Origin of the sequence: Thiocapsa roseopersicina, from assembly GCF_900106925.1 — a bacterium.
In the GTDB taxonomy this organism is placed as follows: Bacteria; Pseudomonadota; Gammaproteobacteria; order Chromatiales; family Chromatiaceae; genus Thiocapsa; species Thiocapsa roseopersicina.
The window spans coordinates 144411-158664 of record NZ_FNNZ01000003.1; the positions used below are offsets into that span (position 1 = coordinate 144411).

General features: G+C 63.9%; 18 protein-coding genes. 14 read left to right on the forward strand and 4 right to left on the reverse strand.

Translation table 11 applies throughout. The features are described from left to right. The 14 genes from BLV04_RS04820 to BLV04_RS24815 all read left to right on the forward strand — a co-directional run bounded on the left by BLV04_RS04820 (position 1) and on the right by BLV04_RS24815 (position 9177). Complete coding sequence (locus tag BLV04_RS04820) at positions 1-1755, forward strand: SufS family cysteine desulfurase (protein ID WP_093028675.1); 1755 nt, start codon at positions 1-3, stop codon at positions 1753-1755. Positions 1756-2460: 705 nt separating this feature from the next. Next, positions 2461-2586, forward strand: a complete 126-nt coding sequence (locus BLV04_RS25480; RefSeq protein ID WP_093191812.1) for a light-harvesting protein — start codon at positions 2461-2463, stop codon at positions 2584-2586. A gap of 18 nt (positions 2587-2604) precedes the next feature. After that, positions 2605-3165, forward strand: coding sequence for a light-harvesting antenna LH1, alpha subunit (pufA, locus tag BLV04_RS04835; protein WP_093028679.1), 561 nt, complete (start codon positions 2605-2607; stop codon positions 3163-3165). Positions 3166-3233: 68 nt separating this feature from the next. Then, positions 3234-3371, forward strand: coding sequence for a light-harvesting antenna LH1, beta subunit (pufB, locus tag BLV04_RS04840; RefSeq protein WP_093028681.1), 138 nt, complete (start codon positions 3234-3236; stop codon positions 3369-3371). A gap of 25 nt (positions 3372-3396) precedes the next feature. Continuing rightward, on the forward strand, positions 3397-3561 hold the full coding sequence (gene pufA / locus BLV04_RS04845; protein WP_093028683.1) for a light-harvesting antenna LH1, alpha subunit: 165 nt from the start codon (positions 3397-3399) through the stop codon (positions 3559-3561). Further along, entirely contained in the window at positions 3552-3794 is a 243-nt protein-coding gene (locus tag BLV04_RS25225; protein ID WP_093028685.1) for a hypothetical protein, read from the forward strand. The genes pufA (BLV04_RS04845) and BLV04_RS25225 overlap by 10 nt, the downstream gene beginning before the upstream one ends. Before the next feature lie 206 nt (positions 3795-4000). Next, positions 4001-4375 carry a PilZ domain-containing protein gene (locus BLV04_RS04855; RefSeq protein ID WP_093028687.1) on the forward strand — a complete coding sequence of 125 codons (375 nt, stop codon included), beginning with the start codon at positions 4001-4003 and terminating at the stop codon, positions 4373-4375. Between the two features lie 64 nt (positions 4376-4439). After that, positions 4440-5141 carry a 7-cyano-7-deazaguanine synthase QueC gene (gene queC, locus BLV04_RS04860; RefSeq protein ID WP_093029007.1) on the forward strand — a complete coding sequence of 234 codons (702 nt, stop codon included), beginning with the start codon at positions 4440-4442 and terminating at the stop codon, positions 5139-5141. Next, positions 5138-6232: a 6-carboxytetrahydropterin synthase gene (locus tag BLV04_RS04865; RefSeq protein ID WP_093028689.1), complete on the forward strand. Its 1095-nt coding sequence runs from the start codon at positions 5138-5140 to the stop codon at positions 6230-6232. The genes queC and BLV04_RS04865 overlap by 4 nt, the downstream gene beginning before the upstream one ends. Beyond that, entirely contained in the window at positions 6229-6870 is a 642-nt protein-coding gene (gene queE, locus BLV04_RS04870; RefSeq protein ID WP_093028691.1) for a 7-carboxy-7-deazaguanine synthase, read from the forward strand. Before BLV04_RS04865 ends, queE begins: the two co-directional genes overlap by 4 nt. 81 nt (positions 6871-6951) lie before the next feature. Next, positions 6952-7647 carry a glycosyltransferase family protein gene (locus BLV04_RS04875; protein ID WP_093028693.1) on the forward strand — a complete coding sequence of 232 codons (696 nt, stop codon included), beginning with the start codon at positions 6952-6954 and terminating at the stop codon, positions 7645-7647. Next, positions 7644-8420, forward strand: a complete 777-nt coding sequence (locus tag BLV04_RS04880; RefSeq protein WP_093028695.1) for a sterol desaturase family protein — start codon at positions 7644-7646, stop codon at positions 8418-8420. Before BLV04_RS04875 ends, BLV04_RS04880 begins: the two co-directional genes overlap by 4 nt. Then, positions 8413-8799, forward strand: a complete 387-nt coding sequence (locus BLV04_RS04885) for a hypothetical protein (protein ID WP_093028697.1) — start codon at positions 8413-8415, stop codon at positions 8797-8799. Before BLV04_RS04880 ends, BLV04_RS04885 begins: the two co-directional genes overlap by 8 nt. A 132-nt stretch (positions 8800-8931) precedes the next feature. Beyond that, positions 8932-9177, forward strand: a complete 246-nt coding sequence (locus BLV04_RS24815; protein WP_175534493.1) for a hypothetical protein — start codon at positions 8932-8934, stop codon at positions 9175-9177. Between the two features lie 62 nt (positions 9178-9239). On the opposite strand, the gene BLV04_RS04890 is transcribed toward BLV04_RS24815, so the two are convergent. The 4 genes from BLV04_RS04890 to BLV04_RS04905 all read right to left on the reverse strand — a co-directional run bounded on the left by BLV04_RS04890 (position 9240) and on the right by BLV04_RS04905 (position 14247). Continuing rightward, positions 9240-9773: a Fic/DOC family protein gene (locus tag BLV04_RS04890; protein WP_245731722.1), complete on the reverse strand. Its 534-nt coding sequence runs from the start codon at positions 9771-9773 to the stop codon at positions 9240-9242. A gap of 377 nt (positions 9774-10150) precedes the next feature. Then, a complete protein-coding gene (locus BLV04_RS04895; protein WP_139191859.1) occupies positions 10151-10597 on the reverse strand; it encodes a hypothetical protein in 447 nt (148 codons plus the stop codon). Between the two features lie 284 nt (positions 10598-10881). Beyond that, positions 10882-12261, reverse strand: coding sequence for a V-type ATP synthase subunit B (locus tag BLV04_RS04900; protein ID WP_093028701.1), 1380 nt, complete (start codon positions 12259-12261; stop codon positions 10882-10884). 189 nt (positions 12262-12450) lie between these two features. Continuing rightward, complete coding sequence (locus BLV04_RS04905) at positions 12451-14247, reverse strand: V-type ATP synthase subunit A (RefSeq protein WP_093028703.1); 1797 nt, start codon at positions 14245-14247, stop codon at positions 12451-12453. Positions 14248-14254: the final 7 nt, after the last annotated feature.

Genomic DNA, 14254 nt, shown 5'->3' on the forward strand with positions numbered 1-14254 from the left:
ATGACTCCGCGACTCTCACCGACCCCCGCACCCTCCGTGCCCTTGGACCTGACGGCCCTGCGCGCGCAGTTTCCGATCCTCGCAACCCGGGTGCACGACCAGCCGCTGGCCTATTTGGACAATGCCGCGAGCACCCAGCAGCCGCTCCAGGTCATCCAGGCGGTGAGCGACTATCACCAGCAATACCACGCCAACATCCATCGCGGCGTCTACCAGCTCTCGCGCAATGCCACCCGGATGCACGATTACGCGCGCGAGATGGTCGCGCACTTCCTGCACGCCGCAGAGCCGGTCGAGTGTCTCTTCACGCGCGGGACGACCGAGTCCATCAATCTGGTCGCCGCCTCCTGGGGGCGGGCCAACCTGCAACCGGGCGACGAGATCATCCTTTCCCACTTGGAGCATCACTCCAACATCGTCCCTTGGCAGATGGCCTGCGAGGCCACGGGTGCGCGCATCCGGGTCATCCCGATCGACGATGCCGGCGAGCTCGACATGGACGCCTACCGTCGCCTGCTCTCCTCGCGCACCCGGCTAGTCGCGGTCAACCATGTCTCCAACGCACTCGGGACGATCAATCCGGTCAAGACGATCATCGAGGAGGCCCATGCCGCGGGGGCGCTGGCCCTGATCGACGGCGCCCAGTGGGTCGCCCACGGCGCGACCGATGTTCAGGCGCTCGACGCCGATTTCTATGCCTTCTCCGGACACAAGCTCTACGGACCGACCGGCATGGGCGTGCTCTACGGGAAACGCAGTCTGCTCGAGGCGATGCCGCCGTACCAGGGCGGCGGCGACATGATCGAGCAGGTCACCTTCGAGAAAACGGCCTACGCTCAGATTCCGAATAGATTCGAGGCCGGCACGCCCCATATCGCCGGCGCGGTCGGTCTGGCTGCGGCCATCGAGTGGCTCGAAGGGGTCGGATTCGAGCGGATCGGCGCGCACGAGCAGCGTCTCCTCCGGTTGGCCACCGAGCGGCTCTCGGCGATCCCCGGTCTCGAGATCAAGGGCACCGCACCGCACAAGGCCGCCGTGGTCTCCTGGGTGATGGTCGATCCACCGATCGGCACGCTGGATATCGGCATGCAGCTCGATCTGCGCGGCATCTGTATTCGAACCGGCCATCATTGCTGTCAGCCGCTGATGGATCGCCTGAGCATCGCCTCCACCGCGCGGGCCTCCTTCGGTGTCTACAACACCGAAGCCGAGGTCGAGCGGCTCGCCGATACGCTCGCCGAGATTGTCTCCGCCGCTCGCGACGCGTCCGCCAGGAAGGGGTCGACCGAAACGCCTCCCGCGGAGCTCCTCTATCCGGCCGCCGTCGCCGACTCGCCCGCGTCGGCCGCCGAAGAGATCGCGGAGATCTTCGATCTTCTCCCCGATTGGCCGATGCGCCATCAACAGATCATGGATCTCGGCGAGCGCCTGACGCCCATGCCGGATGACTTGAAGACCCCGGAGACCTTCGTGCCCGGGTGCCAAAGCCGCGTCCATCTAGCAGCCCGCGTGCGTCCAGGATCGGACGACGTCATCGAGTTCCTCGCCGACAGCGACGCCAACATCGTCCGCGGCCTCATCGCCCTTCTGCAGCAGCTCTACTCCGGCCAAACGGCCGGCGCCATCCTCGCCTTCGACGCGCAAGCCTTCTTCAGCCGACTCGGCCTCGACGCGCACCTCAGCATGACCCGCCGCAACGGTTTGGTCGCCATGGTCGAGCGGATTCGGCAGGTCGCGGCCGGGTTGGGGCGGTAGCTTTCAGCCGCCAGCCGCCAGCCGCCAGCCGCCAGCCGCCAGCCTTCAGCTATCAGCCGTCAGCTTCGGGCCTCCGGGTCGAGGTCGGGGGATCGACTCTCCAGGCACGTTTCAGTTTTCGGTGAGAAGCTCGACGTGCGCTCCGGCGAGATCTGAACAGAAATTTGGCAGTTTCCCGTCCTGAAGAAAACTCGAAGCGATCAGCATCCTATCGCCGCATAGATGTTTGACGGGGATGACAAACCACACACTTTTCCACGCCTCACGGCGCCTTCCCTCTAACGAATCCCGCGAAATCCGCTCCACAAAGCTGAGAGCTGAGAGCTGAGAGCTGAGAGCTGAGAGCTGAGAGCTGAGAGCTGAGAGCTGAGAGCTGGAGGCAGGCGGCAAAAACCCAGCCATGCCCCCATCGCTCATGTGTCAAATCTTGTTGACATTGCCAAGCGTCAAGCTAATATGACACTTGGGATGACATGTAAATCCCGTGGTATTTGGATGTATCGCGCCGAACGGGCCGCTCCCGCTTCGGTGTTCGCCAAATGTACCCCCGTCGCACAGATCCTGAGCGGCGACCTCGGCACAACCCGTAAGGAGGCCAACTCAATGGCTGGGCAGCAATCTCCCGCCTCAACACCGACCGGCAGCAGCAAAGCTCGCGGACAGGCGAAGCCTGTCGTCGCACAGCAGCAACAGCCGGAAAAGAGCCTGTCCGGGCTTACTCCGGAACAAGCAAAAGAATTTCACGAGCAGTTCAAGGTTACCTACACGGCGTACGTCGGGATCGCAGCACTCGTGCATCTTTTCGTCATTGCGAGCAACCCCTGGTTCTAAGTCGAGGAGATCATTTTCATGCTTCAAGACGCTTTCCGTAACGTTCTCAACTACAGCCCGAGTCAGCGGGACTACCGGATTTGGCTGGTGATCAACCCGGCCGTTTGGTTGGTGCCGATGTTGGCGGCCCTTCTCGTGATCGCGCTTGGTGTCCACCTGTACGCCTTCTCCATCCCGGGTAACGCATGGGAGTCCGGCAAGGTCGCCGAGCCAGCCGCGGTTACGCCGGTTGCCGAGCCTGCTCCGGTCGAAGCTGCGCCTGCCGCCGAGGCTGCTCCGGTCGAAGCCGCGCCTGCCGTCGAGGCCGCTCCGGTTGAAGCCGCGCCTGCCGTCGAGGCCGCTCCGGTCGAAGCCGCGCCTGCCGCCGAGGCCGCTCCGGTCGAAGCCGCGCCTGCCGCCGAGGCCGCTCCGGTCGAAGCCGCGCCTGCCGCCGAGGCCGCTCCGGTTGAAGCCGCGCCTGCCGCCGAAGCCGCTCCGGTCGAAGCTGCACCTGCTGCCGAAGCCGCTCCGGCCGAGGAAGGCGCACCCGCCGTCGTGCCGGTTCCGGTCGAAGTGATCGTGGTTCCCGAGGCAGCCTAAGCCTCTTCGCTTGCCCTGCGTCGGCTCGGCGTGCGGTGCTCGATAAAAACCAGCAAAGGATCTTAGTCATGGCACAGTCTCTGTCCGGTCTTACCGATCAACAAGCAAAAGAGTTTCATGAGCAGTTCAAGGTGACCTACACCGCCTACGTCGGGATCGCTGCATTGGTTCACCTCTTCGTGATCGCTGCCAATCCCTGGTTCTAATCCGACTTCTGACGAGATCAAGATTATGAGTGACGTCCAGATTGCAAAGCCGAAGAACCCGGAAGACGATTGGAAGGTGTGGCTGGTCCTCAATCCCGCGACATGGCTGATGCCGATCTTCTTTCTCCTGTTGATCATTGCCTTGGCACTCCATGCAGTCGTGTTCCAGATGGGATTCGGTTGGGCCTGATCGGCTCCCCGATCAGCACCCCCGATCGCGATCGAGCAATCGCGGATTCGTTCATCCCTGAATCGAATTCGCGTGTAGCCTCGCCAATCGCGTTTTCGGATCGCGCCATGCTCTACGGTTTCGCGCCGTCGAGCATGGCCGACACCGATCAATCGGCTCCGGAATCCAAGGCCTTCTCGCCATCTCCGTTGTCTTCCTTTCCGTATCGACGGACCTTCCGTATCCCGCTCTGAGTCGTCCCCAAAGAGGGATCTCGACCCCGTCCGCTGCCGTTTGCGTTCCCCTCACGCCCGGTCGACAGTCTCCCGAGCGAGCGCTATCCTTAGCATGGTACTGCGTTTAAGCGATTTACCCCTCTCGGCGTCCGAGCGTCTGCCTGCTGTCCAGGCGGAACGAGTGCCGGGCGGCGTTTCGACCAATCAGACGGTTTGAGGTATCTATGGCGATCAGCGAAGCGGATGCGGATCGGCGGAGCTACGAGCGTGTGTCGTGGGAGCACCACGCTCGCCTGATGCAACTCGGCTCCGATGCGGGCAGCAGCGCCCCTGGGGTGCACCCGGTGCTCGGGCGCAACATCAGCGAGGGAGGCCTGCAGGTGTGGGCCGATCGCATGTTCGCCGTGCGTTCTCGACTGCTGGTCGAGATGGAGACACCGGAGATCCCGGAGGGGATTCAAGCCGTCGGCTCCGTGGTCTGGGTTTCACCGAGCACCGCCGAGGAGCGCTGGCTGCTCGGGATCGAGTTCTCGGATGTCGGCGACACCGCACTGGCGCGAATCCGCTCGCTGATCCAGCCGACGGACGGCCGCAACTGAGCGTCGAGCCCCGGCTTTGGCACGGCCCGATGCGCCCTTCCGTCACTCTTCGCTTTCCGAGATCATGAAACCGGCAGTTGTTCTTCTGAGCGGGGGTTTGGACTCCGCGACGGCATCGGCCATCGCGAAATCCGAAGGATTTGCGGTCCATTCCCTGTCGTTTCGCTACGGCCAGCGTCACGGCATCGAGCTCGAGTCCGCCGCCCGCGTCGCCGAGGCGCTGGGGGTCGTGGAGCATGCGATCGTCGAGATCGATCTGCGGCGTTTCGGCGGGTCGGCGCTTACCGCAGACATCCCGGTCCCAAAGGGACGTTCCGCCGGGGCGATCGGCGAGGGGATTCCGGTCACCTATGTCCCGGCACGCAACACCGTCTTTTTGTCCTTCGCGCTCGCTTGGGCGGAAACCCTCGGGTCCGAGGACATCTTCATCGGCGTGAACGTACAGGATTACTCCGGTTATCCCGACTGTCGACCGGCCTTCATCGAGGCGTTCGAGCACATGGCCAATCTGGCGACCGCGGCCGGGGTCGAAGGGCGCCAACGGCTCAAGATCCACGCTCCCCTGATGCAGATGACCAAGGCCGAGATCATTGCCCGGGGTCTGTCGCTCGGTGTCGATTACGGACTCACCAGTAGTTGCTACGACCCCGGAACGGACGGCCGTGCCTGCGGTCTCTGTGATTCCTGCTTGCTCCGCGCCAAGGGCTTCGCGGATGTCGGCTGCCCGGATCCTCTTCTCGTTCGTTTCGGTCTCGCCGTCCCATGAGGGAACATCTGTATCATGTCGCCGCTGTCCCCTTCGAGGCCGCGCGACGTGTCTCCATCCTGCCTGCCGGGCACCGTTCGCGCCGTCTGCACGGGCACGGCTTCCTCGCCAAGGTGCGCGCAGAGCTGCCGGTCGATTGGGCGCCGTTTCCCGGCGGGGAGACGGAAGCGCTTGCTCGGGCCCTTGCTGATTGCATTGCGCCGCTCGATTACAGCGACCTGAACGCGCACCTGCCGATCCCGACCGACGAGAATCTCGCCCGCTGGGTCCGCGCGCAACTCGGCGTTCCCGGGGTCGTGTCGCTCGGCATCCAGAGCACCCGCGATCAGGGTGTCGATCTGGATGGGCTCGAGCAGGCCCATGTCTGGCGACGCTTTCGTTTCGAGGCCGCCCACCGTCTGCCGAATGTGCCCGAGGGCCACCAGTGCGGGCGGATGCACGGTCACGGGTTCGAGGTGATCCTGCATGCCAATCAGGATCTCGCCGGAAGTGACATGGGTGTCGACTTCGATCGGCTTGAGGAGATCTGGGCACCGCTGTACGCCGAGCTCGATCATGCCTGTCTGAACGACATCCCGGGTCTGGAGAACCCGACCAGCGAGATGTTGGCGCGTTGGATCTGGGACCGACTGCAACCGGTCTTTCCGCACCTCTCCTGTGTCACCGTTTACGAGACGGCCACCGCCGGTTGTCACTACGACGGCGTGCATTATCGAATCTGGAAAGAGCAGCGCTTCGAGAGCGCGCTGCAGCTCGTCCAGGCACCCGAGGGCGATCGGCGCCGCCGTCTGCACGGTCACAGCTATCTGATGCGTCTGCACCTGACCGCCCCGCTGGACGAGGTGCTCGGCTGGACGATCGACTACGGAGACGTGAAGCGACAGTTCAAGCCGGTCTACGACCGGCTCGACCATCATCGGCTCGACGCGCTGCCGCGCCTGCGCCAAGCCGATCCGGCCAACCTGCTTCTCTGGATCCGCGAAGAGGTTGCCGCCGCGCTGCCGCAATTGGATCGGATCGACCTGCACGAAACCCCGGGCTGCGGCGCCGTTCTCTGCTGGGGCGCGTTGGGGCCGGCACTTCCGCTATGAGCTACAGCGTTAAGGAGATCTTCCACACGCTGCAGGGCGAGGGCGCGCAAGCCGGTCGAGCGGCGGTCTTCTGCCGCTTTGCAGGCTGCAACCTCTGGTCCGGACGCGAGCAAGATCGCGCGACGGCGGTCTGTCGATTCTGCGATACCGATTTTCGCGGGACCAACGGCGAAGGCGGGGGGGTGTTCGCAGATCCCGAGACCTTGGCCGAGCGGATCCGGGCGACCTGGTCCGAGCACGCCGGTTCGGGTGGTCGGCCCTTCGTGGTGCTGACCGGAGGCGAGCCGCTGCTCCAGCTCGACCTTGCCTTGATCGAGGCGCTGCATGCGCAGGGTTTCGAGATCGCCCTCGAGACCAACGGCACCCTGTCTGTCCCGGCCGGAGTCGACTGGATTTGCGTCAGCCCCAAGGCCGGCGCGGATCTCGTCCGGCAGAGCGGCGCGGAGCTCAAGCTCGTCTTCCCCCAGCCCGGACTCTCGCCGGAGGATCTCGAGCATCTCGCCTTCAAGCATTTCTTCCTCCAGCCCATGGACGGTCCGCACCTTCAAGAGCATACCCGCCAAGCGATCGCCTACTGCCAAACCAGGCCGCGCTGGCGTCTGAGCATCCAGACGCACAAGCTGCTCGGTTTTCCTTGACGATCTCGCGGGTTGATTTCGGCGTCGGGCAGGCCAGATTCGCGCCATGCCCGCTAAGGGAGCGCTGCAGCAGTCCACATCATGCCAAGCCTTTCGATCATCATCCCGACCAGGCGCATCGGTCCGCATGTCGAGCCCTGTATAGAGTCCTGTCGACGTTCCTTCCCGGACGCCGAGATCATCGTCGTCGTTGCCCTCCCGGGCGAGCATCCTCTTCGGCCTGCGGAGCTGCCGGGTCCGCCCGAAGGCGCGACACAGATCCTTTTCGCAACCCCGGGACGCGGCCCGCAGTGCAACGCCGGTGCCCGCGCCGCCGCGGGCGAGCTTCTGCTCTTCCTGCACGACGACAGCATCCTGCCCCGGCAGGCCGCCGCACTGACGCAGTCCGCCTTCGCCGCGGAGGATGCGGAGCTCGCCTGCTTTCGTTTGCGCTTCGACGACGCTCATTGGCTGCTCGGCGTCTATGGCTGGTTTTCGCGGTTCGACTCGCTCCTCACCAGCTTCGGTGACCAGGGGATCCTGATCAGGAGAAGCTTCTTCGACCGTCTCGGTGGATTTCCGGAGTGGCCCTTGTTCGAGGATGTCGAGCTGCTGCGTCGTGCCCGACGTCGCGTGCGTGTTCTGAAGCTTCCAGGTGTGATGACGACCTCCGCCGTGCGCTTTCGTCGCAATGGTGTGGTCCGACAGCAACTCATGAACGCCGGGCTCATTCTGCGCTACCTGCTCGGCGCAGCACCGACGAGGCTCGCCGAGCGCTACGAGCGAGGTCGAGGATGAGCATCGACCAGTGGCTAGCCCTTGCCATTCTGGCGGCGCTGTTCGCGTTGGAGGGCGTGATCCCCTTCTATGACCAGGCCGCGGGACGCTGGTCTCATGCGGCTCGGAACATCGGTCTCGCCCTCGTCAGCGGATTGGTCGGTGCCTTGATGGCGCCCCTGATCCTCCTGTCGATCGAGCTGGCGCAGACGCGCGGCTGGGGCCTTTTGAACGCGACCGAGTTGACGGCTCCGATCGCCGTTATTGCCGGCCTCGTGTTGTTCGATCTTTGGATGTATGTCTGGCACCGCGCGAACCACGAGGTCCCGCTGCTGTGGCGGCTCCACCGCGTCCATCACACCGACCCGCGGATGGACTCCACGACCGCGTTTCGCTTTCATCCCGGCGAGATCGTCCTTTCGACCCTGCTCAACGCCGCCGTGCTCCTTGGGCTCGGACTCGGTCTCGCAACCTTGATTCTCTACAGATCCCTGATGGTCGCGGTCATCCTCCTGCACCACAGCAACATCCGCCTGCCCGAGGCTTGGGATCGGCGTCTGCGGATCCTGGTGGTGCCGCCGTCGATGCATCGGGTCCATCACTCGGAGGTCGTTGTCGAGACCAACTCCAACTACGGGACCATCTTCTCTTTCTGGGACCGTCTCCTCGGAAGCTTCCGACTGCGTGACGACCTCCAGCGGATCCGCTTCGGGATCGGCTATTTCGAAGGTCCGCAGTGGCAGACGCCGCTGCAGCTGCTGATGCTGCCGTTGCGGGAGAAGCCGCATGCCTGAGAGAAGCCCCGTGCGGCTGCTGTTCGTCTACAACGCCGACAGCGGACTCTTCAATACCATGGCCGACATCGGGCACAAACTCTTCTCGCCCGAGACCTACACCTGCCGGTTGTGCGCGATCACCTACGGCCTTCTGACCGAAAAGGCCGAATGGCGAGAATTCGTCTCATCCATCGACGCGGAGTGCGAGTTCCTGCACCGCGACGAGCTCCACCGCCGCGAACCGGGCCTCGCGACCACCCTTCCGGCAGTGTTTCGCATGACGGATCAAGGGCCGAAGATTTGCGTCGATGCGCTGACCCTGAATGCCTGTTCGAGCCTTGCGGATCTGAAGGCGCTGATCCTGAGCCGTTGCCTGGAAGAGTCGGTGTCCGGATAAGGAATGCACATGAACGATCGAACCCCCGCTCCCCGGCCCGGGATCGCCGACTTGTAGTCGACCTCTTCGCCCGTCGGGTCTTGGCACTGTCGGGTGTCTTGGCACTGCCACGCCTGGCTTCGGAGTACGCAGATGCTCCGGTCTGGTGATCTTCTGTTGGTGCTGCGCCGTCATGGCTTTTTCGGTTATCCTCTGTACATGAAAAACGAAACCTTGTCCCGCGCGAACCCTTACCTGAAAGACGCCGTGAAGGCTCGGCGCAATCGCGTGCGCAGTTTGGCCAGCTCCACTGCCATCGAGACGGGTGAGCCGATTTCCGTTATTGAAGAGAAGCTCGACCGGAAGCCTGTTGGGCGGTCTCGCGTAACACTTGCTTGACCAGCATCCGCATCGGTTCGTAATTCTCCAGACCGGCCTGAATGGCTGCAAAGTACGCATCCTTATTCGCATCCCACGACGTGAAATCCAACTCGGGCCAGCACTGCCTGCAGTGCCATAACGCTCGCGAGTAGACGCGAAATGCGGCCATTTCCCTCTCGGAAGGGATGAATCAAGATCAGCTCGACGTGTACGACAGCGATCGCATCAGCCAATCGGTCCTCTGTCATGCCTGCGGCGGGCGTCTGCCGGCCGAGGATTTGGCTGTCCAGTTTTGTCATCAATCTCGGAATCTGGTCGCTGGCGGCGAACGGAAAACCCGCCTTTCCCATATTCAGCGTTCGATACTGTCCCGCCCAGTTGTAAAGGTTTCCCAACCAGCGGCGATGCCATTCGAGCAGATCCGCAACGCTGATCCTCTGATCCACCCTGACGCTCTCGATCACGGCGTCATAGAGCTGGCTCAACAAATCCAACTCCACGTTGGCCATCTCCGCCGGGTCGGTAATGCCGAGACGGTTGGCCAGCACACGTCCCTCGGATCCTGGCTCGAATTGCGCCTGGCGGTGGCCTGTCGTGTCGTAACGGTTGCTCATTCAGTTGTCATGCCTCGGGACCGAGAGATCTCGCTCTCCGCAGGTTGGCCTGGGTGCTCAGGTCGACGCGACTCCGTCCGGCGAAACGACTTCGCCGGAGTCGGGGCATCCGGCTGAGCAGCCTCAATCCGCTTCAGGCTGAGCCCAGTCGATCCGATCCTGCGAGATTGCTTGGCCGATGATGTCATCGGCGAGGTCTTTCAATCCTCGTGTCGACTCGACTGAGAATCGGAACCCGTCGTAGCTCATCCGCGATTACGACGGCACATGCATTCGCCAAGCGTTCGCTCCATCCGCGCTTTTCGTTCTGACTGCCGGTCTCCGGGCGGGGGCCGGCATGTTCCAGTGCGAAAAGGAGACCCGGGTCAGGCTCGAGGTCAGTCCACAGCATGTTGAGTCCGTCCGGTATCGAGCCGACGCGCCGGGGTGCTTTTCGATTCCGGCGACGGGTCACCGCGCATGAAGACGATATGCTCTTTGAGGTCGGCGAGAAACGCGGGCAGAAACTTGAGCCGTGATCTCGATGCGCGCTCCAAGAAGCCGGAAGCCGCGCGATGGGAGAGCGGCGCCGACTCGGAGGGTGCAAGGAGATCGAGCAAATGCCGATAGTCGTGTCGCAACGGCCAAGCGCTCGCCTCGAAAACGCGAATCCGCCCGCCTTCGCCGTAAGCCGCGTCCGGCCAGCGATCCAGGCTTCGCACCTCGCGGTTCTGAACGACCACGGAGCTGGGGGCGTGAAGCCGGTCGACCAGCCAGCGCGCGACACCTACGGTGACGGCGTTTCCGACGAGCTTCCAGCGTGGGCCGTTCTTCAGGTTGGTCATGGCCGGAGCCGTCCAACCACGCTCGAATCCTTGCAGCGCTTCGGCGTCTTCGATACCGGGTGTGACGAGCGTTGGCCCATTATCGCCGTCACCGTCGTCGGCACAACCGACGCCTGTGCGACTTGAGGATGAATCCATCTATGGGTGGCGGGGTAGACCGGCGGAGGGTCGTCACCCTTGCGTCCGGAAACAGTGATGCCAAGCGGCGCACCGGTCCGAGATGCCGGCGGTGTGTTGGGCACGCTGCGCTTTGCCCAACGGGTATCGCTACGTCCGAAATCGCTTCAATCGGTTCCCTGATAATACTTGGCCAGATCCGTCTCCTTCACGCGGGTGAGCATGTCGCGCGGGAACATGCTCATCAGCTCCCAGGCGAGGTTGAGTGTGGCCTCGATGGAGCGGTCTTCGGACTCGCCTTGGCCGACGAAGCGTTCGTCGAAGGCGTCGGCGAAGGTCAGATAACGGCGATCGCGCTCGGAGAGCTCGTCGGCGCCGATGATGGAGGCGAGGTTGCGGGTCTCCTGCGCGCGGGCATAAAGGGCGTAGATCTGGCCGGCGACGCGGGGATGGTCCTCGCGGGTGTCGTCCTTGCCGATGCCGTCCTTCATGAGTCGCGAGAGGCTCGGCGAGATATGCACCGGGGGGTAGATACCCTGATTGTGCAGCTCGCGCGAGAGCACGATCTGGCCCTCGGTAATGTAGCCGGTGAGGTCCGGGATCGGGTGCGTGATGTCGTCCGAGGGCATGGAGACCACGGGCATCATGGTGATGGAGCCGTGGCGGTTGTGGATGCGCCCGCAGCGTTCGTAGATCTCGGCCAGATCCGAGTAGAGATAACCGGGGTAGCCCTTGCGCGCCGGGACATCGCCCTTGGCGGTGGCGACCTCGCGCAGGGCCTCGGCGTAGTTGGTCATGTCGGTGAGGATGACCAGGACGTGGCGATCCAGATCGTAGGCCAGATATTCGGCGGCGGTCAGGGCGGTGCGGGGCAGGGTGAGGCGCTCGACCGGCGGGTCGTCGGCGAGGTTGATGAACATCACCACGTTGCGCAGCACGCCGGAGCTGGCGAACTCGTCCCGGAAGAACTTCGCATCCGCATAGGACACGCCCATCGCCGCGAAGACCACCGAGAAGCTCGACTCCTGGTCCACCAGCTTGGCCTGGCGTCCGATCTGGGCGGCGAGCCGGTTGTGCGGCAGACCCGAGCCGGAGAAGATCGGCAGCTTTTGACCGCGCACCAGGCTGTTCAGCCCGTCGATGGTGGAGATGCCGGTTTGAATGAACTCGCGCGGATAGGTGCGTGCGGCCGGGTTGATGGCCGATCCGCCGACCGGGCGACGGATGTTGGAGAGCACGGGCGGGCGACCGTCGCGCGGGACACCTAGTCCGTTGAACTCGCGCCCGAGGATCTCGGGGGAGAGCGCGATCTCGACCGGCTCGTCGAGGAAGCGCACCCAGGTGTTCTCCAGATCCAGGTCGTCGGTGCCTTCGAAGACCAGGATCAGGACCTCGTTGTCGGCGCTGCGGATGACCTGGCCGTTGCGCGTGTTGCCGGCGTGGTCTTTGATCTGCACGCGGTCGCCGAAGGCGATTCCGGCGGTGTCTTTGACGACCAGCAGGCCGCCGCGGGCCTCGATTGCGGTGCGATATTCTTTGATGCTCATTGAACCGCGTCCGGCATGCTATGCATTGTGTTCATGTTGATCCGATGTCGTCTCAGTCCGTGACCGCTGGAGCAGACGCGGTTCAAGTCTCTTAAGAATTTTACTTTCCTGAACCGCGTCCTACCGTCGTCATTGTTTGGGACAAGGACCAGCTCGCCCCAAAACACCGCATGTCGCTCCAGACGCGGTTCAGGCTTGTTCGCCGTGTTTGGCGTATTCGATCCGCACCGACTCCATCGCATGATCGACGTCGGCGCGGAAGGCGAGGACCTGATCGAGCTGCTCGCTGGAGTACATGGATTTGATGCGTCGCATCTTGGCCATGAGCGGGAGATGTTGCAGCTCCGAGACCGGTACGCCGAGCTTGATCAGGGCGGCACCGCGTTTATAGATGGTGATGGCCAGATCGAGCAGGGCGTATTGTTTTTGCGGCGAGCAGAAGGTGTCGATCTCGTCGAGCGCGCTTTGCTGGAGCACGCCTTCCTTGATCAGCGAGGCGCCCTCCAGTTCCCAGCGTTGCGCGTCCGAGAGCGCCTCGGGTCCGACCAGGTTGACGATGCGCGAGAGCTCCGCATCGCGCGCCAGCAGGGCGAGTGCTGCGGTGCGGCGTTTTTCCCAGTCCGGGTCGATCTCCTTGTGCCACCACTGCGCGGCGGTTTGCACATGCTTGGAAAAGCTGGTTACCCAGTCGATCGAGGGATAGTGACGGGCGTCGGCCAGCTCTTTGGAGAGCGCCCAGAAGGTCTCGATGATGTCCTTGGTGTGGCTGGTCACCGGCTCGGAGAAGTCGCCGCCCGGGGGCGAGACGGCGCCGATCAGGGTGACCGAGCCGGAGCCCGCACCGTAGGTCTCCACACGTCCGGCGCGCTCGTAGACCGCGGCGAGACGTGATGCGAGATAGGCCGGGTAGCCTTCCTCGACCGGCATCTGACCGAGTCGCCCGGAGACCTCGCGCAGTGCCTCAGCCCAGCGGCTGGTGGAGTCCGCGAGCATGACCACGTCGTAGCCCATGTCGCGGTAATACTCGGCCATTGTAATGCCGACGTAGACCGACGCCTCGCGTGCCACCACCGGCATGTTGGAGGTGTTGGCGACCAGCAGGGTGCGCTCCATCAGCTTGCGGCCGGTGTAGGGGTCGTCCAGCTCGGGGAAGCTTTCGAGCACGTCGACCAGCTCGTTGCCGCGCTCCCCGCAGCCGACATAGATGACGATGTCGGCGTTGGACCAGCGCGCGATCTGCTGCTGAACGACGGTCTTGCCGGCTCCGAAGGGTCCGGGAACGGCGCCCTTGCCGCCCTTGAGCTGCGGGAAGAAGGTGTCGATGACCCGCTGACCCGTAATCAGGGGCGAGATGCCGTCGTCGCGACGCAGGTAAGGCCGCGGTTTGCGCACCGGCCAACGCTGATACATGCTCAGACGGTGGCTGATGCCGCGCGGATCGCGTACCCGCGCGATGGTCGACTCGATGTCGTACTCGCCCGCCGGAGCCATTTCCAGCAGCTCGCCCTCGACCCCCGGCGGAACCATGATGCGGTGCAGGACGGTTGTGGTCTCTTGAACCGTGCCCAGGACACTGCCCGGGCCGACCTTGGCGCCCGGGCTCAGCTCGCGGTTGGGCTCGAACTCCCATTCGCGGGCGCGATCCAGGGCCGGTACCGAGATCCCGCGCCGAATGTAGTCGCCGGACTGCAAGGCGATCTTCTCCAGCGGGCGCTGCACGCCGTCGAAGATGCCGCCCATTAGACCGGGACCCAGCTCGACCGAAAGCGGCCAGCCCAAGCCCTGCGCCGGCTCGCCCGGGCGCACCCCGTCGGTTGACTCGTAGGTCTGCACGATTGCCAGCTGACCCCGCAGCGAGATCACCTCGCCGAAGAGACCCAGGTCGCCGATCTTCACCTGCTCGCCGCTGCGCACGCCCGGCAGCTCGACGGTGACGATGGGGCCGTTGATGTCTCGGATGACACCCGTTCGCTTGGTTTCACTCATGGGTTTC

What these genes read in the sequence shown, in the direction of transcription:
- BLV04_RS04820 (WP_093028675.1), top strand. Translation starts at nt 1, where the DNA reads ATGACTCCGCGACTCTCACCGACCCCCGCACCCTCCGTGCCCTTGGAC.
- pufA (WP_093028679.1), top strand. Translation starts at nt 2,605, where the DNA reads ATGCTTCAAGACGCTTTCCGTAACGTTCTCAACTACAGCCCGAGTCAG.
- pufB (WP_093028681.1), top strand. Translation starts at nt 3,234, where the DNA reads ATGGCACAGTCTCTGTCCGGTCTTACCGATCAACAAGCAAAAGAGTTT.
- pufA (WP_093028683.1), top strand. Translation starts at nt 3,397, where the DNA reads ATGAGTGACGTCCAGATTGCAAAGCCGAAGAACCCGGAAGACGATTGG.
- BLV04_RS04855 (WP_093028687.1), top strand. Translation starts at nt 4,001, where the DNA reads ATGGCGATCAGCGAAGCGGATGCGGATCGGCGGAGCTACGAGCGTGTG.
- queC (WP_093029007.1), top strand. Translation starts at nt 4,440, where the DNA reads ATGAAACCGGCAGTTGTTCTTCTGAGCGGGGGTTTGGACTCCGCGACG.
- BLV04_RS04865 (WP_093028689.1), top strand. Translation starts at nt 5,138, where the DNA reads ATGAGGGAACATCTGTATCATGTCGCCGCTGTCCCCTTCGAGGCCGCG.
- queE (WP_093028691.1), top strand. Translation starts at nt 6,229, where the DNA reads ATGAGCTACAGCGTTAAGGAGATCTTCCACACGCTGCAGGGCGAGGGC.
- BLV04_RS04875 (WP_093028693.1), top strand. Translation starts at nt 6,952, where the DNA reads ATGCCAAGCCTTTCGATCATCATCCCGACCAGGCGCATCGGTCCGCAT.
- BLV04_RS04880 (WP_093028695.1), top strand. Translation starts at nt 7,644, where the DNA reads ATGAGCATCGACCAGTGGCTAGCCCTTGCCATTCTGGCGGCGCTGTTC.
- BLV04_RS04885 (WP_093028697.1), top strand. Translation starts at nt 8,413, where the DNA reads ATGCCTGAGAGAAGCCCCGTGCGGCTGCTGTTCGTCTACAACGCCGAC.
- BLV04_RS24815 (WP_175534493.1), top strand. Translation starts at nt 8,932, where the DNA reads ATGCTCCGGTCTGGTGATCTTCTGTTGGTGCTGCGCCGTCATGGCTTT.
- BLV04_RS04890 (WP_245731722.1), bottom strand. Translation starts at nt 9,773, where the DNA reads ATGAGCAACCGTTACGACACGACAGGCCACCGCCAGGCGCAATTCGAG.
- BLV04_RS04895 (WP_139191859.1), bottom strand. Translation starts at nt 10,597, where the DNA reads ATGACCAACCTGAAGAACGGCCCACGCTGGAAGCTCGTCGGAAACGCC.
- BLV04_RS04900 (WP_093028701.1), bottom strand. Translation starts at nt 12,261, where the DNA reads ATGAGCATCAAAGAATATCGCACCGCAATCGAGGCCCGCGGCGGCCTG.
- BLV04_RS04905 (WP_093028703.1), bottom strand. Translation starts at nt 14,247, where the DNA reads ATGAGTGAAACCAAGCGAACGGGTGTCATCCGAGACATCAACGGCCCC.